This is a genomic window from Exiguobacterium sp. Leaf187, assembly GCF_001423925.1.
Lineage (GTDB): Bacteria > Bacillota > Bacilli > Exiguobacteriales > Exiguobacteriaceae > Exiguobacterium_A > Exiguobacterium_A indicum.
In genome coordinates this window covers 1,003,177-1,027,453 of record NZ_LMPR01000009.1, presented here as the reverse complement: position 1 = coordinate 1,027,453, position 24,277 = coordinate 1,003,177, and the positions used below count along the sequence as shown (strand labels likewise).

Genomic DNA, 24,277 nt, shown 5'->3' with positions numbered 1-24,277 from the left:
ATATGCGATACGGAGATCGATTAAATGACCGCTACCGCATAGAACGGCTAGTTGGAAGTGGCGGGATGGCGAATGTCTATCAAGCCTATGATGAGATTTTAAAGCGTCATGTTGCCATTAAGATTTTACGGACTGAATTTTCGCATGACGAACAGTTCATTCGTCGATTCGAACGTGAAGCGCATGCTGCTACCAGCTTGAATCATCCAAACATCGTTGCCGTCTATGATGTAGGCGAAGAAGATGCCATCTATTACATCGTCATGGAGTATATCGATGGTATGACATTAAAAACATTTTGTGAAAATCAAGCATTACCTGTGCCGCAGGCCGTCGATATCATCGCTCAAATTTGTGATGCGATTGATCACGCCCATGCACACCGGATCATCCATCGCGATATCAAACCGCAAAACATGTTGATTCGAGAAGATGGTACCGTCAAAGTAACGGATTTCGGAATCGCTGTGGCGATGTCGAATGCGACGCTGACGCATACGATGTCCGTTCTTGGGTCCGTCCATTACTTTTCACCGGAACAAGCAAAAGGTAAATTTGCGGATGAGAAGTCGGATATCTATTCGCTTGGTGCTGTCTTATACGAACTCGTCACAGGACAAGTCCCATTCGAAGGTGATTCACCGGTTGCGATCGCTTTAAAGCATCTGCAAGATACACCGCGTCGCCCATCCGTCTTGAATCCGAAAGTGCCGCAAGCACTCGAGAACTGTATCATGCAGGCGCTTGCAAAAGCACCGCATGACCGTCAACAGTCCGTCGCAGCGTTTAAGGTAGATATGGTGACGGCGTTGTCTGACGAACGGGCAAATGAAAGCATCCGTGGCGCAGAAGAGGATGAGATGGAAAAGACAATGGTTTTATCACCTGTCCAAGTGCCAGAAGAATCAAAAGCGGAACTAGAATCACCCGCCGTCGCAACTGTTCAACCGAAAACACCGGAAAAGAAAAAGAAAAAACGCTGGTGGATCATCCTCTTGTTACTCCTTTTACTGGGTGGGGCGGCTACGACGTTCGCGATGTGGCCGGATCCAACGGTCACCGTACCATCTGTCGTCAAGACGGATGGAGACGATGCGGAAACGAAGCTTGAGAAACTTGGATTTATCGTCGAGACAACGGAACGGAGTAGCGATACGGTCGAAGAAGGCGATGTCATCAGTCAAACGCCTCGTGAAAAAGCACAGGTCAAGAAGGGCTCGACAGTCAATTTGGTCGTTTCTACTGGTAGTGCTCCGGTTGAGGTACCGGATGTGACGGATGAAGCTGAAAAAGAAGCAATTGCAACGCTAAAAGAAGCAGGATTCGCAAAAGTCGAAGTCGAGCGAGAGAAGTCGGATGAGATCGATCGAGGAAATGTGATTCGACAGTCAATTTCTGCTGGAACGGAGGTCATTGCGAAAGAACAAACGATTACGATTACTGTATCTGAGGGGACGTCTTCTTTCGAGTTGAAGGATTTGACGAATTTATCGAGTGATGAAGCAAAAGCTTATCTCGATAAAGTAGGATTAGACGGAACGTTCGAACAAGAATTTTCTAGCGATGTCAAACTCGATCAAGTCATCCGTCAGTTCCCGCAAGCTGGCGCACAAGTCGAGCCGAACGACTCCGTGACGGTCTTCATCTCTAAAGGTGAGGAAGAAAAAACAGTGACGGCGACGTTCCCTGAAAAGGTCGTCTATGATGCTGTTAGTGAAGATGAAGAAGAGGCTCCGCCGAAACAAGTCATCCGAATCGAGACGGAAGACGCGAAAGGGAAGCGGACCGTCATCGAGGAATCAATTGATCAAGATGAGACATTCGACGTGCCATTAACGATTGATCCGGGTGAAGAAGGCAAAATTACGATCTATAAAGACGATACGGTGTATCGTTCAAAAACCATCACGTACAATCAAGCAAAAGACGCACAATGAATGTGATAAAAAAGGAGTGCATAGGATGACGGAACAACGCATCGAAGAGAATCGAGAAGGAACGATCATACGCCTGCAGGGCGGCTTTTATGATGTCATGACACCAGAAGGAGAAGTTCGTTCACGAGCAAGAGGAAATTTCCGAAAACGCGGCATCAGTCCAGTCGTCGGAGATGAAGTCGTGCTTCATATCGAAAGTGAGACCGGGTACATTCTCGAAGTGAAGGAGCGGGACAACTTTTTAGTACGCCCGCCTGTCGCGAATATCGATCAAGCGTTGCTTGTCGTCTCGGCGGCAGAACCTGATTTTTCAGCGCATCTACTCGACCGATTTCTCGTCTTGATCGAAGCGAAGGAAATCCAACCCGTCATCCTGTTAACGAAGATGGATTTACTTGACGAAGTCAAAGGACCGGCTGTCCGAGAGGCGATTGCCGCTTACCGGAAGATTGGGTATACGGTCATCGAGACATCAAGTGAGACGTTGACGGGTGTTGAGCAAGTCCGTCCGTTACTTGCTGGAAAAACGAGCGTTCTCGCCGGACAATCCGGTGTCGGGAAAAGTTCATTGCTCAATGCACTGGAGCCCTCTCTTGATTTAGAAACAAGTGCGATCTCGAAATCACTCGGACGCGGACGTCATACGACGCGCCACGTCACATTAATGCCGCTTGCCGAAGGATTGATTGCCGATACGCCAGGTTTCTCGAACCTCGATTTTCCGTATGATATGGAAATCGAGGATGTACGGTGGAGTTTTCCTGAATTCGTCGCTGTACAAGATGATTGTAAATACCGAGGTTGCTTGCATTTGAATGAACCCGGTTGTGCCGTCAAGGAAGCCGTCGAAGCCCAAGAAATCATGTCCTCTCGTTATGAGAACTATGGTATGTTTATAGACGAAATCAAGAATCGAGCCCGGAGGTATTGAAGATGATTAAAATTGCACCATCTATCTTATCAGCAGATTTTGCGAATCTTGAGCGTGATGTCAAAGCAGTCGAAGCAGCAGGCGCGGACTATATCCATTTTGATGTCATGGACGGTCAGTTCGTACCGAACATCTCATTTGGATTACCTGTGCTTAGCAGCTTACGTCAAAAGACGGATATGATTCTCGATGTCCATTTGATGATCGACCAGCCAGAACGTTTCGTTGAAGATTTCGTCAAGGCAGGGGCTGACATCGTGACGTTCCACGTCGAAGCGACGAATCATGTCCATCGTGTCTTGCAACAAATCAAAGCAGCGGGCGCAAAGGCAGGAGTCGTCTTGAATCCCCATACGCCATTATCAACGATTGAACACGTCCTTGAGGATGTCGATATGGTTTTATTGATGACGGTCAATCCGGGCTTCGGTGGACAAGCCTTCATCGAGCGTGTCATGCCGAAACTCGCAGCACTTGCGCAAATGAAAGCAGATCGTGGTCTGACATTTGAAATTGAGATTGACGGTGGCGTCAATCCGGAAACGGCAAAGCTTTGCATCGATAACGGTGCGAACGTTCTCGTCGCAGGGTCAGCAATCTACAATGCACCAGATTATGCGGAAGCGATCACTAGCATTCGTCAAGGGGCTGCCGTATAATAAGAACGAGAAAACGAAATATGATGACCGCAAGGGGTGTCGCTTGAAAAGCGGCTGAGAGGAGTCTTTTAGACTTTAACCCTTCGAACCTGTTCCGTTCAAACGGACGTAGGGATGTGGCGCACGCAGGCAGTACGGCGTTCGTCGTACTGCCTTTTTGCGTCCTCTCGTACAATGAAGGAGGAAAAATAGCATGAAACGGTTACAAATGATGATGGAAATTGCCATCTTCGCCAGTCTCGGAGTCGTCTTTGATTTACTGATTCCATTCAAAATGCCACAAGGAGGCTCAATCAGCTTAGCGATGTTACCGATCTTCGTCATGGCATTTCGCCACGGTGTCGTTGGAGGGGTCGTTACGGGAGCGCTTGTCGGTACGATTCAATTGATGTTCGCTCCACAAGTCTTGACGATCGTTCAACCGATGCTTGACTATACGATTGCGTATGGTGTCGTCGGATTAAGTGGTCTGTTCGCGCGTCAAGTCAGACTAGCCGCGCGCAATGGACAAAAGAAAAGCTTGATGGCGTTCGTTCTCCTGGCGACGTTATTAGGCGCAGGACTCCGTTATATCTGTCATGTCATCAGTGGAATCGTCTTTTTTGCCGAGTATGCCGAAGGTCCAGTCGTACCGTATTCATTGATTTATAACGCGACATACATGGTACCGTCTTACGTTCTTTGTGGTGTCGTTGCGGGTCTTTTATTCACGACTGCGCCACGCTTACTACGTTATTCGGCACGAGGCGTCTGAGATGCGGGCGATTCTCGTCTGTGCCGGTCCGCGAGAAGAAGCGCCGGATTTACGGACGTTTTGTCAGCCAGGTGATTTTATCGTCGGTGTTGACGGTGGTGTTCAGACGATTGAATCGTTTGGGCTGACATGCGACCTGACGATTGGTGATTTTGATTCGCTTGGTTATGTACCAGAAGGGGCAATCGTTCATCCGGCCGAGAAAGATGAAACGGATCTCGAACTGGCACTTCGTACAGTCTCAGAGAAGAAACAGTTTGAGGATACCTTCATTATCGGGGCGACAGGTGGGCGGCTCGACATGACCGTCCAAAATGTATATTTATTGAAGCGATACCCAGAGGCACGACTCGTGACGAAACGAGAAGAGGTACGATACTTGGCTGAGGGAACGTATGCAGTCGAAGCAGGGAGCTATTATTATCTTTCGTTCATTCCACTCGTACCATCGACTTTAAGCTTATCCGGAGTCAAATATCCACTTGATGCACATCCAGTACCGGTCGGAGGTTCCTTGACCGTCAGTAATGAATGGTGTGCGTCAGAAGCGAAGGTAGAGCTCCATCAAGGAGAACTATTGATGATGCGGACGCTTAAGGAATAGCGCAATCATAGGAAAGAGGCCGTGGATGACTCCGCGACCTCTTTTTGTGTGAAATTATTCTTCGAGTTGAGAAGGGGCGACACGGATGTCGCTTTGAGCGGATAGATGTTTTCCTTTGACGAAGAGATGATAACTTCCCCACATGACAAGGAAGAAAGGAACACCAATGTATAGAGCGATTCGTTGATCCGCTTGAAACGCAAGACTGACGAGGACGACGACGTTAAGTGTCAACGAAATCAGTGGTAACACCGGATAGAGTGGTGTCTTGAATTTCAGTTCGGATACATCGTGTCCGTTTCGGACGAACTGACGACGAAATGCAAGCTGAGAAGCAGAGATCGAAATCCAGCCGACTTGAGCCCCGAGTCCGGCTAAGGACAAGAGCCAAATGAAGACGGTATCTTCTGCGAAAAATGCGGTCAGAAGCGATAACATCGCGAACATCATCGTAAAGAGTAAAGCACGCATTGGCACACCACGTGCATTGACGTAAGATAATTTCTTTGAAATCATCCCTTCTTGCGCCATTGCCCATAACATCCGAGTCGCCGCATATAATCCGGAGTTTCCGACGGATAATAGTGCCGTCAAGACGACGATATTCATCAAATCAGCAGCGTACGGAATGCCGATCGCATCAAAGACCATGATGAACGGACTGCTGACTCCGCCAGCCGTCTCATACGGAATTAATGCACCAACGATCGTAATCGATAAGACGAAGAAGATGAACGTCCGCCAGACTGTATTGCGGATCGCTTTTGGAATCGATTTTTCTGGCGTGTCGGACTCCCCAGCCGCAACACCGATCAATTCCGTTCCTTGGAAGGCGAAGTTGACGGCGATCATCGTCGTCAAGACACCAAGAATCCCGTTTGGAAACCAACCGCTTGCCGTAAAGTTAGCGAATAACGATGTTGGGCGATCTGCTTCCATCGGTAACCAGCCGAACCAAGCAGCGCCACCTAAAATGATGAAGAATAGGATCGCGAGGACCTTCAAACTCGAGAACCAGAATTCAGCTTCACCGAATGCTTTGGCGGAGACGGCATTCAGACCGAACAGCAAGACCGTAAAGGCGGTACACCAGACGACGACGGGTACATTCGGAAACCAGCGGTCCATTAAACTGCCGGCAGCTGTGATTTCGAGTGCCACCGTCACGGCCCAGCCGAGCCAATAAATCCAACCGACGGCAAAGCCGATCCCTGGTCCGATGAAGCGGGTCGTATAGGTCTGAAATGACCCCGAGACCGGCAGATAGACCGCTAATTCCCCTAGACATAACATTGTCAGATACATGATGGTCCCACCCACGATGTAACTGAGGACCGCCCCGAGAGGTCCTGCTTGTGAAATCGTTAATCCTGACCCTAAAAATAAGCCTGTTCCGATGATTCCGCCAAGTGAAATCATGAACAGATGTCGACTCGTCATCTCTCGTTTGAGTTGCATGATGACTTCCCCCAATTCTGACAAAATAAAGTACGTTCCTATTGTAAGCGTTTTCAATAAAAGCGACAATTAGTTTATGAGAAAAATAAATGAGGGCATAAAAAAACCGGAAGGGAAGATTCCCATCCGGTGGTTGCGCCTTATACGCGTTCGACTTTACCTGATTTAAGAGCTCGAGCTGAAACCCAAACCTTTTTCGGCTTACCGTCGACGAGGATACGTACTTTTTGTACGTTGACTCCCCAAGTACGTTTTGTTTTGTTCAATGCGTGTGAACGGTTGTTACCCGACTTTGGCGATTTCCCAGTAACGTAGCATTTACGTGCCATGCGTTCCGCCTCCTTTTATGTTGTTTTGCGTTCGTCCTAATAGACACTTTGCTATCTTAGCATGGTGTCAGGGCGGTTGCAACATAAAAAAAGTAGCTGACAAGAAAAAAACTTGACAGACAACCTCGAAATTTAAAATAATGGATGAGGATGATGGTAAAAGTTCATTTGACCGCTACTATTTTTCACTTATTCATTGTATAGTCAGTACGGCGACTTTTCAATAGTAGGTCCTTATAGTAGAATTATGAGAAGAATACAATATTCAAAGGGGGCTACTCAGGTGGCGATCGAGATGAAAACGACCTATGGAAAGATTGATGTAGATAATGATGTCGTCGCGCAACTTGCGGGCGGCGCGGCAATGGAATGTTTTGGTGTCGTTGGTATGGCATCCCAGTCTCAAATCAAGGATGGTCTTGCTGAACTCTTAAAACGTGAGAACTTTGCACGCGGTGTCATCGTTCGACAGGCTTCAGAGCAGGTCCATATCGATATGCATATCATCGTAAGTTATGGAACGAAAATCTCAGAGGTGGCGAATAACGTACAGAGTCGCGTGAAATACACGCTCAGTCAGGCACTAGGTCTTGACGTGACATCTGTGAACATCTTTGTCCAAGGAGTCCGCTTGACGAATGTCTAAGGCGGGAATAGAGGAGGAAACTTTAGTGAGTGTAGATCGTTTAACAGGAGCGCAGTTAGTCAAGATGATTCAAAATGGCGCGGCGAATCTCTATCAAAATGCAGATTTCGTCGATTCATTGAACGTCTTCCCTGTGCCAGATGGTGATACGGGAACGAACATGAATTTGACGATGACTTCAGGTGCAAAAGAAGCAGGTAAATCAACTTCGGATTCTGTATCGGAAGTCGCAAACGTCTTCGCACGTGGATTATTGATGGGGGCGCGCGGAAACTCTGGCGTCATCTTAAGCCAATTGTTCCGTGGATTCTCGAAATCAATCGAAGGCAAAACAACGATTGATACGAAGGAATTCGCAGATGCGTTACAAAAAGGTGTCGATACTGCATACAAAGCAGTCATGAAACCCGTTGAAGGAACAATCTTGACGGTTGCCCGTGAAACAGCTGTCGCTGCTATCGCACAATCTGAGACGACGACGGATTTCTTAGAGTTGATGCGTCAACTCGTCGAAGCTTCGAAAGTATCGCTCGACGGTACACCAGAACTTCTTCCGGTATTAAAAGAAGTAGGCGTCGTTGACTCTGGTGGTCAAGGTCTCGTCTGTATCTATGAAGGATTCCTCGCAACACTCGAAGGAAAAGAACTCGACAAGCCGCATGCACCTGTCATGGAAGCACTCGTCGAAGCAGAGCATCATAAAACGGCTCAAAGCTTCATGTCGACAGAAGAAATCCATTACGGTTACTGCACGGAAATCATGGTTCGTTTCCAAGATGACAAGCTTGCGAATGCACCGTTCAGCGAAGAAGACTTCCGGAACGAATTAGCGGAATTCGGTGATTCGTTGCTCGTCGTAGCGGATGAAGAACTCCTTAAAGTTCACGTCCACGTTGAAACACCAGGAGAAGTCATCACAAAAGGACAACGTTTCGGTGAACTCGTCGCTGTTAAGATTGAAAACATGCGTCAACAACACTCGACGATCCTTGAAGAAGAAGGTGCGAACCAAGTCACTCCAGTCGCTGCACCGAAGGCAAAAGCGAAAGCAGCCCTCGTGACAGTCGCAATGGGTGAAGGAATCAGCGAACTCTTTAAATCACTCGGTGTCAGTGTCGTCATCGAAGGCGGACAAACGATGAACCCGTCGACGGAAGATATCGTTAAGGCGATCGAGGATGCACACGCTGAACACGTTTATGTCTATCCAAACAACTCAAACATCATCATGGCCGCTGAACAAGCAGCATCTGTTGCGAATTGTGGTGTGACGGTCGTGAAATCAAAAACAGTTCCACAAGGTTTAGCAGCAACAATCGTCTATAATCCAGAAGCGACTGTCGAAGAGAACGAAGCGCACATGGCAGATGCGATTGCAGCCGTTAAGTCGGGACAAGTCACATATGCCGTACGTGATACGAACATCGATGGTGTAGAAATCAAGAAGGACGACCATATGGCGATTGCTGAAAAACAAATCGTCGCTACGGACGCTTCAAGTCTTGGTGCAGTCAAGAAACTCGTCGATACACTCGTCACTGAGGACGACGAAATCATCACGGTTCTTTACGGTGAAGGCGTCTCGACAGAAGAAGTTGACGCACTCGTCGCGTACATCGAATCGGTCAATCCGGATGCTGAAGTGGAAGTCCACGACGGCAAACAACCACTTTATTCGTACATTTTAAGCGTCGAATAAAACCATCATACTGAAAAAGGGCGACTAGCCTTTTCACGAATCCCACCATCTGCGATAATAGAGGTGGGATTTCGTTTGTTTCATAGAGAGGGGAAAAGAAATGAAATATCGTAGCGTCTTTGACATCATCGGACCAGTCATGGTTGGTCCATCGAGCTCGCATACAGCAGGGGCTGCACGGATTGGATTGATGGCGGGTAAATTATTCGGGGAAACGCCTACTGTCATCCACATCACGTTTTACGGTTCATTCGCGGATACGTATCGTGGACATGGAACGGATGTCGCCATCATCGGCGGTGTTCTCGGATACGATACGTTTGACGACCGGATTCCACAATCGATCGATATCGCGAAGTCGAAAGGGATTGAGATTCATTTCGAGACGAGTGAAGCGTTGACGGATCATCCGAATACGGCTCGTGTCCATTTGACGAATGGAGTAGAAGAGTTTGAATTGGTTGGTATTTCAATTGGTGGGGGAACGATTGAAATCACGGAATTAAATGGTGTACCGCTTCGTTTGTCCGGTGGGGGGCCGGCACTCGTCGTCTTGCACCATGACCGCTTTGGTGCGATTGCAGCCGTGACGAGCATTTTGGCTGATTACGAAATCAACATCGGGCATATGGAAGTGTCACGGCATGAAAAAGGAAAACAAGCACTCATGGCAATTGAGATTGATGACCGGATAACGGCAGAAGTGTTGGAAGAAATCGATCGGTTACCTCAAGTCGAGCGTGCCGTCATGATGGGAGAGTGAAGACATGTTTAAATCCGTAAAAGAACTCGTCGCCATCGCGACGGAACGAAATATTCCGATTTCGGAAGTCATGATCGAGCAAGAGATGACGGTTCGTCATTTAGAGCGAGATGAAGTCTATGCGATGATGGAACGAAACCTACAAGTGATGGAAGAAGCAGTCGCTCGTTCACTTGATGGTGACGGTGTCCAGTCGGTGACAGGACTGACCGGTGGGGATGCTGTCTTGCTTCAACGATACCGTGCTTCAGGTAAAGGTTTGTCAGGAGATTTGCTACTTGATGCCGTCAGTAAAGCAATCGGAACGAATGAAGTCAATGCTGCGATGGGAAAAATTTGTGCGACACCAACGGCAGGGAGTGCCGGCGTCGTACCAGGTACACTATTTGCTGTCAAAGATCGGTTAAACCCAACGCGTGAACAGATGTTACGCTTCTTGTTCACATCCGGTGCGTTTGGTTTCGTCGTCGCGAACAATGCATCGATTTCTGGAGCGGCTGGTGGCTGTCAAGCAGAAGTCGGTTCGGCAACAGCGATGGCAGCAGCTGCCATCGTTGAGATGGCGGGCGGAACACCGGATCAGTCAGCGCATGCTTTTGCGATCGCGCTGAAGAACATGCTTGGACTCGTCTGTGATCCTGTTGCAGGACTCGTCGAAGTGCCATGCGTGAAACGCAATGCGATGGGTGGGGCGAATGCTGTTGTCGCTGCCGACATGGCACTCGCTGGAATCACGTCACGGATTCCGTGTGATGAAGTCATCTCAGCCATGCATGAGATTGGTCAGATGATGCCGTCTGCGCTTCGCGAGACAGCAAAAGGTGGACTCGCGAATACGCCGACGGGTCGCTGGCTCGAAGCGAAAATCTTCGGAGAGTTATCGAATGAATCCATCACGTGACGTCAAGACATTAAAAGGTGTCGGACGGGATTTAGCGAAAAAACTAGAAGAGATGAATATTCTCACCGTTGCGGACGTGCTCGAGCACGTCCCGTTTCGTTATGACGACTTCGTGACGGGAAGTCTAACGGAAGCAATCCATGAGGATAAAGTCAAGTTCACGGGTCAAGTCCAGTCTGAACCACTTGTGCGCTATTACGGCAAAGGAAAAAATCGTTTAACGTTCCGTTTGCTCGTTGAAGAACGGTATAGTGTGACCGTAACGATGTTCAACCGGGCATTCTACAAAGACCAATTGCAACTTGGAGCAGAAGTGACGGTCAGTGGCAAGTGGGATTTACACCGGATGACGATCTCTGCGACGGAATTGCAATTCGGGGCAATCGAAGGCGAATTGACACCCGTTTACTCGCTCCGGGGTGACATGCGGATGAAGACATTCCGACGCGTCGTCGACTTGGCGTTCAAGGAGACTGAGGCATTAGCTGAACGAATCCCGGATAGCATCCGGAAGACGTATCGGTTGCAAGACCGGATGACGATGTTGAAGTCGCTTCATTTCCCAACGAATCGACAAGAGTTAACGGCTGCTCGTCGCAGTTATGTCTACGAGGAGTGCCTCTATTTCCAACTGAAATTACAGGCGTTACGTCTTGGACGACGGAAAGGTCAAGGGATTGCCTTGCCTTTACATGAAACGGATATTGCCAATTTCATCAAGAGCCTGCCGTTTCCGCTGACAGGTGCACAGCAACGTGTGACAAAAGAGATTCTAGACGACATCGGTCGCGGCGAACGAATGAATCGGTTGTTGCAAGGAGATGTCGGAAGCGGAAAGACCGTCATCGCAGCCATCGCCTTGTTCGCGACGGTTCGTGCCGGAAAACAAGGTGCCTTGATGGTGCCGACCGAAATTTTAGCGGAACAGCATGCAGCGTCGCTGGCCCCATTGCTTGAACCACTTGGGATCCGAGTCGGTTTACTGACGAGTTCCGTTAAAGGGAAAGCGCGTGCACACTTGCTCGAAGCTCTTGTAACAGGAGAGATCGACGTCTTAGTCGGAACACATGCGCTGATTCAAGACACCGTCCAGTTCAAGGCATTACACCTCGTCATCACCGATGAACAACATCGCTTCGGTGTCGAACAACGGAAGCGGTTGCGCGCGAAAGCTGAACAGGCAGATGTATTATATATGACAGCGACACCGATTCCGCGTACGCTTGCGATATCGGTCTTTGGAGATATGGATGTTTCGATCATCGATGAGATGCCGGCGGGACGAAAGGAAATCGAGACCTACTGGGCGAAACCGCAACAGATGGAACGCGTTTTCGGATTCGTCGAGAAAGAATTGTCGCAAGGTCGACAAGCCTACGTCATCACGCCATTGATCGAGGAATCCGAATCACTCGAAGTTCAAAATGCGATCGAATTACATGCGACATTGACCGAGCGGTTCAAGCCCTATCATGTCGGTTTGATGCATGGGCGCTTGACTTCTTCAGAAAAAGACGAGGTCATGCAGGCATTCAAGGAGAATACTGTTCAAATCCTTGTTTCAACGACGGTCGTCGAGGTCGGCGTGAACGTTCCGAACGCATCGATCATCGTCATTCATGATGCAGAACGCTTCGGTCTTGCGCAATTACACCAATTAAGAGGACGCGTTGGTCGAGGCGATGCCCAGTCTTACTGTATTCTAATCGCCGATCCCTCTTCCGATACGGGAAAAGAACGGATCAAGACGATGACGGAGACGAACGATGGCTTCAAGCTAGCGGAAAAGGATTTAAAACTGCGCGGAGCCGGAAATTTCTTCGGTACCGAACAAAGTGGATTACCGCGCTTCGTCTTGACCGATCCGGCGCTCGATATACAAGTCATGGAAACTGCGCGACAAGATGCAGTCCGATTACTGCGATCGGACGCCTTTTGGCAAGCGCCGGAATACGATGTCTTGCGTGACTATATCGAACGACAAGGGCTACTTGAAGGAGAAAGAATCGAATAATACTTGAAAGTGAACAACAAGGGATATATACTACTATTAGTACCAGGTAATAATAGTGGTCATCCTTCTTGTGGGAGGAACATACATGCGGGTACCTAAAAAAGAGAGACAACAAGAATTATTACAGACGATCGAGCAAAATCCGTTCATCACGGATGAAGCGCTGGCGACACGATTCCGTGTCAGTATTCAGACGATTCGTCTCGACCGGATGGAATTAAAGATTCCGGAATTACGGGAGCGAATTAAACACGTCGCGACCGAACGGCTGGATGATGTGCGTACGTTGACTGAAAATGAAGTCATTGGTGATATGATTGACCTGAAACTCGATACATCTGCGATCTCGATCCTTGAGATTTTGCCGGAACATGCGTTTAGTCGGAATGCAATCGCCCGCGGACATATTTTGTTCGCGCAGGCAAACTCGCTTGCGATTGCGCTCATCGACGATGAACTCGCGTTGACGACACGTGCGAACGTTCAGTTCACACGCTCCGTTCATGTCGGAGAACGCGTCGTTGCGAAGGCGTTCGTCAGTTCCCATCGTCAAGATGGGCGTTCTGACATCACGGTGGAGAGTTATGTCGGTGAAGAATGTGTCTTTATCGGTGAGTTCACAGTGTATCGAAGTAGTAAGGAGGAATCGAAATGATTTTAGCAGTTGACGCTATGGGGGGCGATCACGCACCCCGTGCCATCGTAGAAGGGGTCGTTGCCTATTTGGCAGAACGTCCAAACGAAGACATCGATATCCGACTAGTCGGAGATGAGTTGAAATTACGCTCATACACAATCGAGGATCCGCGCGTGACGATCGTCCACGCGGCATCCGTCATCACCGGAGAAGACGAACCGGTACGTGCGATTCGCCGCAAGAAAGATAGCTCACTCGTTGTGGCTGCAAACCTGGTGAAATCAGGAGAGGCAGATGCCTTGATTTCAGCAGGCAACACGGGAGCGCTCATGACTGCCGGATTGTTCGTCATCGGTCGAATCGAAGGAGTTGACCGTCCTGCACTGGCCCCGACTTTCCCGACACGTAATGGGAAAGGTGTCGTCATCTTAGATGTTGGCGCCAACCCGGATGCGAAGGCAGAGCATCTGCTCGATTATGCCATCATGGGGTCTGTCTACGCAGAACAAGTTCGCGGCATCACACGTCCAAAAGTCGGACTCTTGAATATCGGATCAGAAGCCGGTAAAGGGAATGCACTGACGAAGGAAACGTATCCGCTACTTGAGACAGCACCGATTCATTTCGTTGGGAACGTCGAGGCGAGAGAAGCGATGAGCGGTGACGTCGATGTCATCGTCACGGAAGGTTTTGCCGGCAATACGTTACTTAAAAGTACTGAAGGGGCAGCCAGTATGATCATGGGTGTCATGAAGGAACAATTCATGAGCTCGTGGACATCAAAGCTCGCCGCTCTCGTACTGAAACCGAAGTTGAAAAAAATGAAGCAGTTGCTCGCCTATGAAGAATATGGCGGTGCTGGACTATTCGGGATTGCGGCTCCGGTCATCAAGGCGCATGGTTCAAGTAATGCTTACGCATTCAGCCGAGCGCTCGTTCAAGCGGAAAAGATGGTCGAACAAGAAGTCGTTGCCAAAATCGTTCAAGCGAAGGCAACAAAAGCACGTTAAGAAGGAGTGAGACGAGATGGGGAAAACAGTTTGGATGTTTCCGGGACAAGGGTCACAAACGCCTGGAATGGGACAGACGCTCATCACGCAAGACGAGACACGCCAAGCACTCGCTGACCTCGGAACGCGAATTGGTCTGGATCTGACGACGCTGATGACGACAGGGACGAAGGATGAATTGAAAGCAACAGATATCGCTCAACCAGCCATCGTCGCACACAGTGCATTACTCGCACAGCAGTACGCAGCACAAGGACATACACCTGATTTCGTACTCGGACACAGTGTTGGAGAATATAGCGCGCTCGTCGCAGCTTCTGTCATCACACCGTCTGAAGCCGTCTATCTCGTCCGCGAACGCGGAAAACTCATGAATCAAGTCACGGGTGGAACGATGGCGGCGGTCATCGGCATGAATGATGTCGAGGCAGCCCATCACGCGGTCGAATCGATTGCGGCGACGGGAGAAATCGTTCAAATCGCCAACTACAACTGTCCTGGGCAATTCGTCATCTCCGGACAAATCGCAGCGGTCGAATCCGCTACAGCGAAGTTAAAAGAGCTCGGAGCAAAACGTGTCTTACCGCTTGATGTATCAGGTGCGTTCCATTCGTCACTCATGACACCATTCGCACCACGATTCGAAGACATTCTCGTCTCGTCACCGTTTGAAGCGGCGAAGACGAAATTCATCTCGAACGTCGACAGTGCGTTCCATGATCAACCAGACGAATTGATTCGTTTGCTCGTTCAGCAGCTCTACTCACCGGTTCGATTCGAATCATGCGTTGAGCGTCTGATCGAAGAAGGTGCGGATACATTCATCGAGTTTGGTCCATCATCTCCGTTGAGCGGTCTCGTGAAACGAATCAAAAAAGATGCGAAGATCATCAGCATCACGACACTTGAGCAATTGGAAGCGGAGGGAATTCGTTGAGTAAAGTAGCACTCGTCACTGGCGCGTCACGCGGCATCGGAGCTGCCATCGCGAAGCGATTGGCAACAGATGGTTTCCGTGTCGTCGTCAACTATGCAGGAAGCACGGACAAGGCGGAAGCAGTCGTCCGTGAAATCAAGGAAGCAGGCGGAGAGGCACTCGCGATTCAAGCGAATGTCGCTGAAGCAGATGCTGTCAAACAGATGATCAAACAGACGATCGACACGTTCGGTCAACTGGATTGTGTCGTCAATAATGCCGGCATCACGCGTGATGGTTTGCTGATGCGCATGAAGGAAGCGGATTTCGATGCTGTCATCGATACGAATCTGAAAGGTGCGTTTCTCGTCACGCAAGCTGCGACACGTCCATTGTTAAAAACAAGCGGTCGTATCATCAACATCGCATCAGTCGTCGGTATTTCCGGAAATCCAGGGCAAGCGAACTATGTCGCAGCGAAAGCGGGTCTGATCGGGCTGACGAAATCCGTCGCACGTGAACTCGCGAGTAAAGGTGTCACAGTCAATGCCATCTGTCCAGGCTTCATCGAGACGGACATGACGGATGAATTGACGGAAGAACAGCGGAACCTGTCACTCGGGCAAATTCCGTTGAAACGCTTCGGTCAAACGGACGATATCGCTTCACTCGTCAGTTTCATCGCTTCAGATGAAGCGCGATACATCACAGGACAAACTCTTGCCGTCGATGGCGGCATGACGATGTAACACAACTAACGGTAGTACTTTGCCAAATCGGCAATCATCTTATATACTCAACTCATGGAGGGATTTTAAAATGACAAAAGAACAAATCTTAGTAGACGTACAAGAAGCAATCGCAGAAAAATTAGGAAAAGAACAAAGTGAAATCACACTTGATAAATCGTTCAAAGACGACCTCGGTGCTGACTCTCTCGAAGTCATGGAACTCGTCATGGACTTAGAAGACAAGTTCGAAATCACGATCGAAGATGAGCAAGCAGAAAACTTGAAGACTGTCGGCGATGTCGTCAACTACATCGAAACACAAGTCTGATCATTGAAGCTGACCCACCGCAATTTGCGGTGGGCTTTAGCTGTTTAGGAGGAACTATGACGAATCAAAAAGGACGTCGTGTCCGAAAAGGACCCTATGTAAAACGACGCAAGGATGCTCGGACGCTCGCTCAAATCGAGCAGAAATTCGAAGCGTTACAAGAGCGCCTGAATATTACGTTTTCTAATGTCGAGCTATTAAAACAAGCCTTCACGCACTCTTCGTTCGTCAATGAACAACGCGAGTCTGAAGGGGATAACGAACGCCTAGAATTTTTAGGGGACGCTGTCTTAGAGTTGACGGTGTCACGCTATCTATTCGAACACTACCCGGAACGTTCCGAGGGGGAATTAACGAAATTGCGAGCGGCAATCGTCTGTGAACCGTCACTCGTCCAATTTGCGAATCACTATCAGTTTTCCGATATGATTCTGTTAGGTAAGGGGGAAGAACTGACCGGTGGTCGGAATCGTCCAGCCTTACTTGCGGATGTCTTCGAATCCTTCATTGGCGCCTTGTATCTTGACCAAGGCATCGAAGCAGCCGAACGATTCCTCGCCGAAGCGGTTTTTCCGAAAGTGGCGACAGGCTTTTTTGAAGAACAGACAGATTTCAAGAGTCAATTGCAGGAAGCGATTCAACGTGTCGGCTTAGGTGTCATCGAGTATGAAATCATCGAGGAGCGCGGTCCGGCGCATAGTCGGGAATTCATCTCGCGTGTCCAAGTCGCGGATGAGCTGGAAGGGATCGGGACAGGCCGATCGAAAAAAGAGGCAGAGCAACAGGCAGCAAAACAAGCCTTACTTGAATTAAAGAAACAGTTTTAAGCAACAAAAGGCCGACCATCTCTCGAATGCGTGAGAGATGATCGGCCTTTATCGTGTGAAGTTCGCTTGATTAGACAGTCTTAAGGGATTTCAGTTCGTCGACGATCGCGTCGACCTCTGCCAGTGATAACGAGTCGCGCATCATGACGAACTCATAAATCTCTTTTAAGTCCTCATTTTTTGAACCGTCGAATTGTTCTGCTTTAATGACCCCTTTGTTGATGATGTTCAATTTATCTAAGATCGCTTCAATCATTTGTTCAATCGTCATCGTGTTATTCGCTCCTCTTCTTCTTGTTTCGCGTGATACTACCTTAAAACCTATCATGTTGCTAGCGTTTCGGCTATGGTAAACTGAAAGAAATTCAAAAGAAATTTAAACATACGGGTGATCAAGATGTACTTAAAACGAATTGAAATCAATGGCTTCAAATCATTTGCCAGTCGAACTGAACTAGAATTCCTTCCGGGTGTCACGGCAGTCGTCGGACCGAACGGAAGTGGGAAATCAAATATATCGGATGCTGTCCGTTGGGTACTCGGAGAACAATCTGCGAAGTCACTTCGTGGGGCGAAGATGGAAGACGTCATTTTTGCCGGCAGTCTGTCTGAACACCGGAAACAATTTGCCGAGGTGACGCTCGTCTTAGACAACGAGTCGGGAACGGTTGCGTTGCCGTATCAGGAAATCAGCGTCACGCGGCGTGTCAGCCGCAACGGAGACAGCGATTATTTTTTAAATAAAAAACCATGTCGCCTGAAGGATGTTCTTGATCTGTTCATGGACACAGGCTTGTCGCGAGATGCTTTTGCAATCATCGGACAAGGTCGTGTTGAACAAGTCATCTCCGGTAAACCGGAAGAACGTCGTGCTGTCATCGAGGAAGCAGCAGGCGTCTTAAAGTATCGTCATCGCAAGAAGCAAGCCGAGCGGAAATTAAGTGATACGGAAGCGAATCTATCACGTGTCGATGATATTTTATATGAACTCGGCGGACGAATCGAGCCGTTACGTGAACAAGCGGCGCTCGCGAAAGAGTATCTCGTCGCTCGAGAACGGCATGATGTCCTCGAGCGTGGTATCTTAGCGCATGAAATCACGACGTATCAGACGGAGCTCGAAACATTGGCGCGTGACATCGCACAATGTGAAGAACGCCTTGCGTCTCAAAAGACGACTTACGAAGAGACCGTCGTGTCCCGAGAGAATCAAGAATCGGCGCTTGAAGAAGAACGACAACAAGAAAACGCGTTGCAGGAGCAACTTCGACATGTCTCGACGCGATTGGTTGAGATCCAAGGTGCCCTTAACCTAGCGAAAGAGCGTGAAAAACACGGGACCGAGACGAAAGAGCGACTCGAACAAGAGGTTGCCGTCGTCGAAGAACGCGTCAAGGAACTGGAACTTGAACTGACCGCTTTACAGGAACGCCAAGCAGAAGTCGATCAGGAAGCAAAACGGATCACGGCTGAGCGAGAACGAGCCGATCAAGCGCTGACACAAACCGATCGTGATTTTGATAAGGAAGCCGAAGTATTACGTTCGGAAGCCTTTGAAGTGGCGAGTCGATTAGCTGCGACGAATAATGCCTATAATCGGGCGAAGCAAGATCTCATGCAGGCAGAAGAACAACAACGTTCATTTACGGCGGACAGCGGTACGAAACAATCGACGCGTCGTCAACTCGAGGAAGACGTCGCTCGACTAGAGGCGGATGTCGCTTCGATCCGGACGAAGTTGGACCAAGCAACGGAAGAAGAGACGACGGCACTTGCAGCACGAAATGAACAACAACATGCGTTACGCCAAGTCGAACAGTCCGTTGCGGATTTAGAGCGACGTCGGCATAAGACGGAAGACCGAATTGAATTCCTTGAATCCGTCAAAGCCGACTATAGCGGTTATTTCGGTGCTGTGAAGACGATTTTAAAACAACGAGATCAGCACCCAGGTATCCACGGAGCGGTCGCGGAGTTGATTTCGGTTCCGGCGCGCTTTGAAGCGGCAATCGAGACAGCGCTTGGTGGTGCGATGCAAAACATCGTCGTTGATACCGATGCGACAGGACGTCGTCTGATCCAGGAGCTTCGGCGGTTAAATGCCGGTCGAGCGACGTTCATGCCGCTCGCCTCACTCCAAGCACGCGAAGTCAATCGTTCAGTACGAGAACAAGTCGGTGGAATGTCTGGGTTCGTCGGGATCGCAAGTGATCTCGTGACGACAGACGAGACGTTGACGAAATTAAAGATGAACTTGCTCGGTACGACACTCGTCGTCGAGTCACTTGAACAGGCGAACCAAATCGCCCGTTCGACAGGACATCGCTATCGTCTCGTCACGCTCGAAGGAGATGTCGTCAACGTCGGCGGTACGATGACCGGCGGAAGTCGGAAAAAAGGTACACCACTGTTCAGTCAATCGCGCGAACTTGACGAGTTAAAAGAGGGACTGACGCGCGGACAAGCGGTCATTCGGGAGCAGATGCGCCGCTTGGAAGATCTGAGAGCGGCGATCCAGACTCTTGATGCTACGGCTCGGACACGGACAGAAACGATTCAAGCATTACATGGGCAACTCGAACAATCGCGCGATACGTTAGCAGATGCGAACCGTCATCTCGCTGTCATGACGTCTGAATTGTCGGTTGAAGATCGACAGATGGCACGTGTACTCGAACAAGAACAGGAAGCACGTCGGATCATCGAGACGTCGGAAGTCGAGATCGCAAAATGGACGGAGCGTCAAACAGAGCTCAGACAAGCCTTAGATCGTCTTAAGGATGCGCAAGCCCGTGGTGCCGTCACGATGGACGAACTGAAGAAGGAACAAGCGGAAGCAGTTCTCGAAGAGCGGACGATCCAAATGAAACAAGCGCAGCTTTCGCAAGAGATCGAACGCCTGACGGAACAGGTCAGTCACGCGAAGCTTGAACGTGGTCATAAACGCCGTGACTTGCGTCATGTCCTTGAAGGATTCGACGAAGCGAAGATTGATGCCTTGCACGCGGAACAGCGTGAACAGGAACAGGAACAACAACGGGTCGAGACCGAACTCGCCGCGATCGGACAACGGATTCAAGTACAAGCAGAATCCCTGCGCTTGATCCGGATCCGCGAAGCGAAAACGAAGGACGATCAACAAACGACGAAACAGGCACTCGAGCAACTACGACTCTCGCAAGGGAAAACGAGCACGCGTCTTGAGACAAGACAAGAAATGCTGGAAGAGATGGGATTACTGCTCGAACTGATTGCACCACTTGATCTATCGTATGAAGAGGCAAAAGAGGAAATTCATCTGCTCAAACGCCAACTCGAAGAAATCGGCATCGTCAACATCGGTGCGATTGAGGAATTCGCAGAGGTAGATGAACGGTTTACGTTCCTATCCGCGCAACGGGATGATCTCGTCGCTGCTAAAACCGATCTCTATGGCGTCATCGAAGAGATGGACCGAGAAGTCATTCGATTGTTCCGTCAAACGTATGATGCTGTCCGAGAACACTTCCGGGAAACATTCCGCGAGTTATTCGGGGGCGGTGAAGCCGATCTAGTCCTCGTTGACCCGAGTGATCTGTTGACGAGTGGAATTGATATCGTTGCGAAACCGCCTGGTAAGAAGCTGCAGAATTTGTCGCTCTTGTCCGGTGGAGAGCGTGCCTTGACAGCAATCGCCTTATTATTTGCGATTCTAAAGACACGTCCTGTCCCGTTCTGTGTCCTCGATGAGGTCGAGGCGGCGCTTGACGAAGCGAACGTCGCGCGATTCGGCGAGTTCGTCCATCAGCTAGCACGCGAGACACAGTTCGTCATCATCACCCATCGGAAAGGAACGATGGAGGCGGCAGATGTCCTTTACGGCGTCACGATGCAGCAAAACGGGATATCTGAAGTGTTATCCGTTAAACTAGAAGAGGCACGACGTACATTAAGTGAAGAACCAAAGGAGATTAAACGATGAGTTTCTTTAAAAAACTGAAAGACCGCTTGACGACTTCGACACAAGAAGTCACGACTAAATTTACGGAAGGCTTGACGAAGACACGCGACGGATTAGCGAGTGCCGTCAATGATCTCGTCTACCGCTTCCGTGAAGTCGATGAAGACTTTTTCGAAGAGTTAGAAGAAGTGTTGATCCAAGCCGACGTCGGTGTGACGACGACGATGGATTTGGTCGAGGAACTAAAGACAGAAGTCAAACGACGTAACGTCAAGGATCCAAAACAAGTCCGGGATGTCCTCGTTGAAGTCGTCGCGAACATGTTAGTCGAAGAAGAAGAGACAGCCCTTGATCTTGATCATGAGCTGAATGTCATCCTCTTCGTTGGTGTCAACGGGGTCGGTAAGACGACGACGATCGGAAAACTTGCGAACCGCTTAAAACAAGAAGGCAAGAGCGTCATGTTAGCAGCGGGGGATACGTTCCGGGCTGGTGCGATCGATCAACTGCAAGTCTGGGGCGAACGCTCCGGTGTACCGGTCATTCGTCAAGGCGAAGGCTCCGATCCGGCTGCTGTCGTTTATGACGCCGTCCAAGCAGCGAAAGCACGTAAGGTCGACGTCCTGATTTGTGATACGGCAGGACGCCTACAAAACAAGGTCAATTTGATGAACGAGCTCGAAAAGGTCAAACGCGTCATCGAACGTGAAATTCCTGGTGCACCCCATGAAGTATTGTTGGCGCTTGACGCGACAACAGGGCAAAACGCGATGGTGCAGGCAAAAGCCTTCAAACAAGCGACGAACGTCAGCGGAATCGTCTTGACGAAGCTTGATGGCACAGCAAAAGGCGGGATTGTTCTTGCGATCAAGAACGAGCTGAATCTACCGGTGAAGTTCGTGGGTCTCGGTGAAAAGATCGATGATTTACAACCATTTGACGCAGAACAATTCGTATATGGACTGTTCGGCGATGTCTTTGAAGAAAAAGAAAACGTCGACACGGAAGAAAGCGCGGAATAAGCGACGTTTCATGTAAAGAAAAAAACTTGACAACACACTGTGAGGGCTGTACTATACTATCTGTAAAGGAATTTCACTTAACATTGCGGAGGTGCTCAAATGACACTTGATAAAACGAACCGGATGAATTATCTGATTGACTTTTATCAGGAGCTTTTGACGCCAAAACAACGGAATTACATGTCACTCTATTACTTAGATGACTTTTCCTTAGGTGAGATCGCCGATGAGTTTGAAGTCAGCCGACAAGCAGTCTACGACAACATAAAACGCACGGAAGCCATGCTCGAGCAGTATGAAGAACGACTATCGCTGTTCAAGAAACACGAACGGCGAAAGCAGTTACTCGATCAGCTGAAGCAATGCGACCTTCCGGGTGAAGCCCTAGTGATCATTGAGACATTGGAGCAATTAGAGTAGGAGGCATTCTTAATGGCATTCGAAGGATTATCGGAACGGCTTCAAGCCAGTCTCGCTAAAATGCGAGGTAAAGGTAAGATTTCTGAAGCAGACGTCAAAGAGATGATGCGCGAAGTTCGCTTAGCGCTACTCGAAGCCGACGTCAACTTCAAGGTCGTCAAACAATTCGTAAATGATGTAAAGGAACGCGCCGTCGGACAGGATGTCATGACGTCTTTGACGCCAGGACAACAAGTCGTCAAAATCGTCCACGATGAATTGACGAATCTGATGGGTGCAGAAGTGTCACCATTGACGCTTGCGAACCGTCCTCCGACCGTCATCATGATGACCGGTCTGCAAGGGGCAGGTAAAACAACGACAACGGGTAAACTTGCCAATCATTTACGTAAAAAACATAATCGTAGTCCTTTGCTTGTTGCGGCGGATATTTATCGTCCGGCAGCAATCAAACAATTAGAGACACTCGGAAAACAATTGGAGTTACCGGTCTTCTCGATGGGAGATCAGGTTAGTCCACAAGAAATCGTTACCGGTGCACTCGATTATGCAAAAGAGCATCATCACGATATCGTGTTGATCGATACGGCAGGTCGCTTACACGTCGATGAGGAACTGATGCAGGAACTCGTTGATGTTAAGGAGATCGCCAAACCGCATGAAATCTTCCTTGTCGTCGATTCGATGACGGGTCAGGATGCCGTCAACGTCGCAGAGAGCTTCAACGAGAAGCTTGGCGTAACGGGAGTCGTTCTGACGAAGCTCGACGGAGATACGCGAGGTGGTGCAGCACTCTCCATCAAGGCAGTCACCGGAGCACCGATTAAGTTCGTCGGTCTTGGAGAGAAGCTCGATGCCATCGAACCATTCTATCCCGAGCGGATGGCGTCTCGGATTCTAGGCATGGGAGACATGCTGACACTGATTGAAAAAGCAGAGTCACAAATGGACGCTACGCGTGCCAAAGAGTTAGAAAGCAAAATGCGCGATGCATCGTTTACATTCGATGATTTCATCGAGCAGTTGCAGCAAGTGAAACAGATGGGTCCACTGGACGAACTGTTGGGAATGATCCCTGGGGCAGGTAAAGGGAAGATGAAGGGGTTGAAAAACGCCCAAATCGATGAGAAGCAACTCGTGTATGTCGAAGCGATCATCCAATCGATGACGAAACGAGAGCGGACTGAACCTGAAATCTTGAATGCGAGCCGTCGGAAGCGGATTGCCCGTGGTAGCGGACGCAGTATCCAAGAAGTCAACCGCCTCATTAAACAGTTCGAAGACATGCGGAAAATGATGAAACAATTTTCCGGACAGATGGGCAAAGGGAAAAAGAAAGGCTTTGGTCTTCCATTCTTTTAAAAGTCTTTTCTCTTTTGCTGTAACGTTGTATACTAATGAAGTTGTCAATTTGACTAAACGAAAAAATCATTTATTATTTGGAGGGACTTACGAATGGCAGTTAAAATTCGTCTTAAGCGCATGGGCGCAAAAAAATCACCTTTCTACCGTGTGGTAGTAGCAGACTCACGTGCACCACGTGATGGTCGTTTCATCGAGCAAATCGGATACTACAATCCAGTTGCTAAACCAGAAGCAGAAGTTAAAATCAACGAAGAGCTAGCTCTTAAATGGCTCTCTGAAGGTGCTAAACCTTCGGACACAGTTCGTAACCTCTTCTCACAAGCTGGTATCATGGAGAAATTCCACAACGCGAAACTCGCGAAGTAAGACGTTAGGAGGTGAGCGAA

Annotated in this window: 24 protein-coding genes and 1 riboswitch; of the genes, 21 read left to right on the top strand and 3 right to left on the bottom strand. The window is 49.1% G+C overall.

Annotated features, from left to right (window positions below):
• Positions 1-2: 2 nt before the first annotated feature.
• The 5 genes from pknB to ASF99_RS09660 all read left to right on the top strand — a co-directional run bounded on the left by pknB (position 3) and on the right by ASF99_RS09660 (position 4,885).
• Positions 3-1,937 (top strand): Stk1 family PASTA domain-containing Ser/Thr kinase, encoded by a 1,935-nt coding sequence (pknB, locus tag ASF99_RS09680; protein WP_055968647.1) that lies wholly within the window; start codon positions 3-5, stop codon positions 1,935-1,937.
• Between the two features lie 25 nt (positions 1,938-1,962).
• Positions 1,963-2,868, top strand: coding sequence for a ribosome small subunit-dependent GTPase A (rsgA, locus tag ASF99_RS09675; RefSeq protein WP_023468763.1), 906 nt, complete (start codon positions 1,963-1,965; stop codon positions 2,866-2,868).
• A gap of 2 nt (positions 2,869-2,870) precedes the next feature.
• Complete coding sequence (gene rpe, locus ASF99_RS09670) at positions 2,871-3,527, top strand: ribulose-phosphate 3-epimerase (protein WP_029342106.1); 657 nt, start codon at positions 2,871-2,873, stop codon at positions 3,525-3,527.
• Between the two features lie 22 nt (positions 3,528-3,549).
• Positions 3,550-3,659: riboswitch (TPP riboswitch) on the top strand.
• Between the two features lie 61 nt (positions 3,660-3,720).
• Positions 3,721-4,281 (top strand): energy-coupled thiamine transporter ThiT, encoded by a 561-nt coding sequence (gene thiT / locus ASF99_RS09665; RefSeq protein ID WP_023468761.1) that lies wholly within the window; start codon positions 3,721-3,723, stop codon positions 4,279-4,281.
• Between the two features lies 1 nt (position 4,282).
• The gene (locus ASF99_RS09660; RefSeq protein ID WP_035396754.1) at positions 4,283-4,885 is read left to right on the top strand and encodes a thiamine diphosphokinase; all 603 of its coding nucleotides are present in this window, start codon (positions 4,283-4,285) and stop codon (positions 4,883-4,885) included.
• 54 nt (positions 4,886-4,939) lie between these two features.
• On the opposite strand, the gene ASF99_RS09655 is transcribed toward ASF99_RS09660, so the two are convergent.
• Positions 4,940-6,343, bottom strand: coding sequence for an amino acid permease (locus ASF99_RS09655; protein WP_023468759.1), 1,404 nt, complete (start codon positions 6,341-6,343; stop codon positions 4,940-4,942).
• 140 nt (positions 6,344-6,483) lie between these two features.
• On the bottom strand, positions 6,484-6,672 hold the full coding sequence (rpmB, locus tag ASF99_RS09650) for a 50S ribosomal protein L28 (protein WP_023468758.1): 189 nt from the start codon (positions 6,670-6,672) through the stop codon (positions 6,484-6,486).
• A 283-nt stretch (positions 6,673-6,955) separates the two neighbouring features.
• Between rpmB and ASF99_RS09645 the strand changes: the two genes are divergently transcribed.
• The 11 genes from ASF99_RS09645 (at position 6,956) to rnc (ending at position 17,144) form a co-directional block, all read left to right on the top strand.
• Entirely contained in the window at positions 6,956-7,318 is a 363-nt protein-coding gene (locus ASF99_RS09645; protein ID WP_023468757.1) for an Asp23/Gls24 family envelope stress response protein, read from the top strand.
• 25 nt (positions 7,319-7,343) lie between these two features.
• Positions 7,344-9,017: a DAK2 domain-containing protein gene (locus tag ASF99_RS09640; RefSeq protein ID WP_369815311.1), complete on the top strand. Its 1,674-nt coding sequence runs from the start codon at positions 7,344-7,346 to the stop codon at positions 9,015-9,017.
• Positions 9,018-9,117: 100 nt separating this feature from the next.
• Positions 9,118-9,780 (top strand): L-serine ammonia-lyase, iron-sulfur-dependent subunit beta, encoded by a 663-nt coding sequence (gene sdaAB, locus ASF99_RS09635; protein WP_023468755.1) that lies wholly within the window; start codon positions 9,118-9,120, stop codon positions 9,778-9,780.
• Between the two features lie 4 nt (positions 9,781-9,784).
• Positions 9,785-10,681, top strand: a complete 897-nt coding sequence (gene sdaAA, locus ASF99_RS09630; RefSeq protein WP_023468754.1) for an L-serine ammonia-lyase, iron-sulfur-dependent, subunit alpha — start codon at positions 9,785-9,787, stop codon at positions 10,679-10,681.
• Entirely contained in the window at positions 10,665-12,695 is a 2,031-nt protein-coding gene (recG, locus tag ASF99_RS09625) for an ATP-dependent DNA helicase RecG (protein ID WP_035396758.1), read from the top strand. Before sdaAA ends, recG begins: the two co-directional genes overlap by 17 nt.
• 85 nt (positions 12,696-12,780) lie before the next feature.
• A complete protein-coding gene (gene fapR, locus ASF99_RS09620) occupies positions 12,781-13,350 on the top strand; it encodes a transcription factor FapR (protein ID WP_023468752.1) in 570 nt (189 codons plus the stop codon).
• Positions 13,347-14,342, top strand: a complete 996-nt coding sequence (gene plsX / locus ASF99_RS09615) for a phosphate acyltransferase PlsX (RefSeq protein ID WP_055968645.1) — start codon at positions 13,347-13,349, stop codon at positions 14,340-14,342. The genes fapR and plsX overlap by 4 nt, the downstream gene beginning before the upstream one ends.
• 16 nt (positions 14,343-14,358) lie before the next feature.
• On the top strand, positions 14,359-15,279 hold the full coding sequence (fabD, locus tag ASF99_RS09610) for an ACP S-malonyltransferase (RefSeq protein ID WP_035396761.1): 921 nt from the start codon (positions 14,359-14,361) through the stop codon (positions 15,277-15,279).
• Complete coding sequence (fabG, locus tag ASF99_RS09605) at positions 15,276-16,007, top strand: 3-oxoacyl-[acyl-carrier-protein] reductase (protein WP_035396763.1); 732 nt, start codon at positions 15,276-15,278, stop codon at positions 16,005-16,007. The genes fabD and fabG overlap by 4 nt, the downstream gene beginning before the upstream one ends.
• A 70-nt stretch (positions 16,008-16,077) precedes the next feature.
• The gene (gene acpP / locus ASF99_RS09600) at positions 16,078-16,317 is read left to right on the top strand and encodes an acyl carrier protein (RefSeq protein WP_029342095.1); all 240 of its coding nucleotides are present in this window, start codon (positions 16,078-16,080) and stop codon (positions 16,315-16,317) included.
• Between the two features lie 56 nt (positions 16,318-16,373).
• Positions 16,374-17,144: a ribonuclease III gene (rnc, locus tag ASF99_RS09595; RefSeq protein ID WP_023468747.1), complete on the top strand. Its 771-nt coding sequence runs from the start codon at positions 16,374-16,376 to the stop codon at positions 17,142-17,144.
• A gap of 70 nt (positions 17,145-17,214) precedes the next feature.
• On the opposite strand, the gene ASF99_RS09590 is transcribed toward rnc, so the two are convergent.
• Positions 17,215-17,415 carry a DUF1128 family protein gene (locus ASF99_RS09590; protein WP_023468746.1) on the bottom strand — a complete coding sequence of 67 codons (201 nt, stop codon included), beginning with the start codon at positions 17,413-17,415 and terminating at the stop codon, positions 17,215-17,217.
• 126 nt (positions 17,416-17,541) lie between these two features.
• Between ASF99_RS09590 and smc the strand changes: the two genes are divergently transcribed.
• The 5 genes from smc to rpsP all read left to right on the top strand — a co-directional run bounded on the left by smc (position 17,542) and on the right by rpsP (position 24,257).
• On the top strand, positions 17,542-21,105 hold the full coding sequence (gene smc / locus ASF99_RS09585) for a chromosome segregation protein SMC (RefSeq protein ID WP_055968643.1): 3,564 nt from the start codon (positions 17,542-17,544) through the stop codon (positions 21,103-21,105).
• Positions 21,102-22,106 carry a signal recognition particle-docking protein FtsY gene (gene ftsY / locus ASF99_RS09580; RefSeq protein WP_023468744.1) on the top strand — a complete coding sequence of 335 codons (1,005 nt, stop codon included), beginning with the start codon at positions 21,102-21,104 and terminating at the stop codon, positions 22,104-22,106. The genes smc and ftsY overlap by 4 nt, the downstream gene beginning before the upstream one ends.
• 99 nt (positions 22,107-22,205) lie before the next feature.
• On the top strand, positions 22,206-22,526 hold the full coding sequence (locus ASF99_RS09575; RefSeq protein WP_023468743.1) for a putative DNA-binding protein: 321 nt from the start codon (positions 22,206-22,208) through the stop codon (positions 22,524-22,526).
• A gap of 12 nt (positions 22,527-22,538) precedes the next feature.
• Positions 22,539-23,888 (top strand): signal recognition particle protein, encoded by a 1,350-nt coding sequence (gene ffh, locus ASF99_RS09570; protein ID WP_023468742.1) that lies wholly within the window; start codon positions 22,539-22,541, stop codon positions 23,886-23,888.
• 93 nt (positions 23,889-23,981) lie between these two features.
• Positions 23,982-24,257 (top strand): 30S ribosomal protein S16, encoded by a 276-nt coding sequence (gene rpsP, locus ASF99_RS09565; RefSeq protein WP_023468741.1) that lies wholly within the window; start codon positions 23,982-23,984, stop codon positions 24,255-24,257.
• The last annotated feature ends 20 nt before the right edge of the window (positions 24,258-24,277 follow it).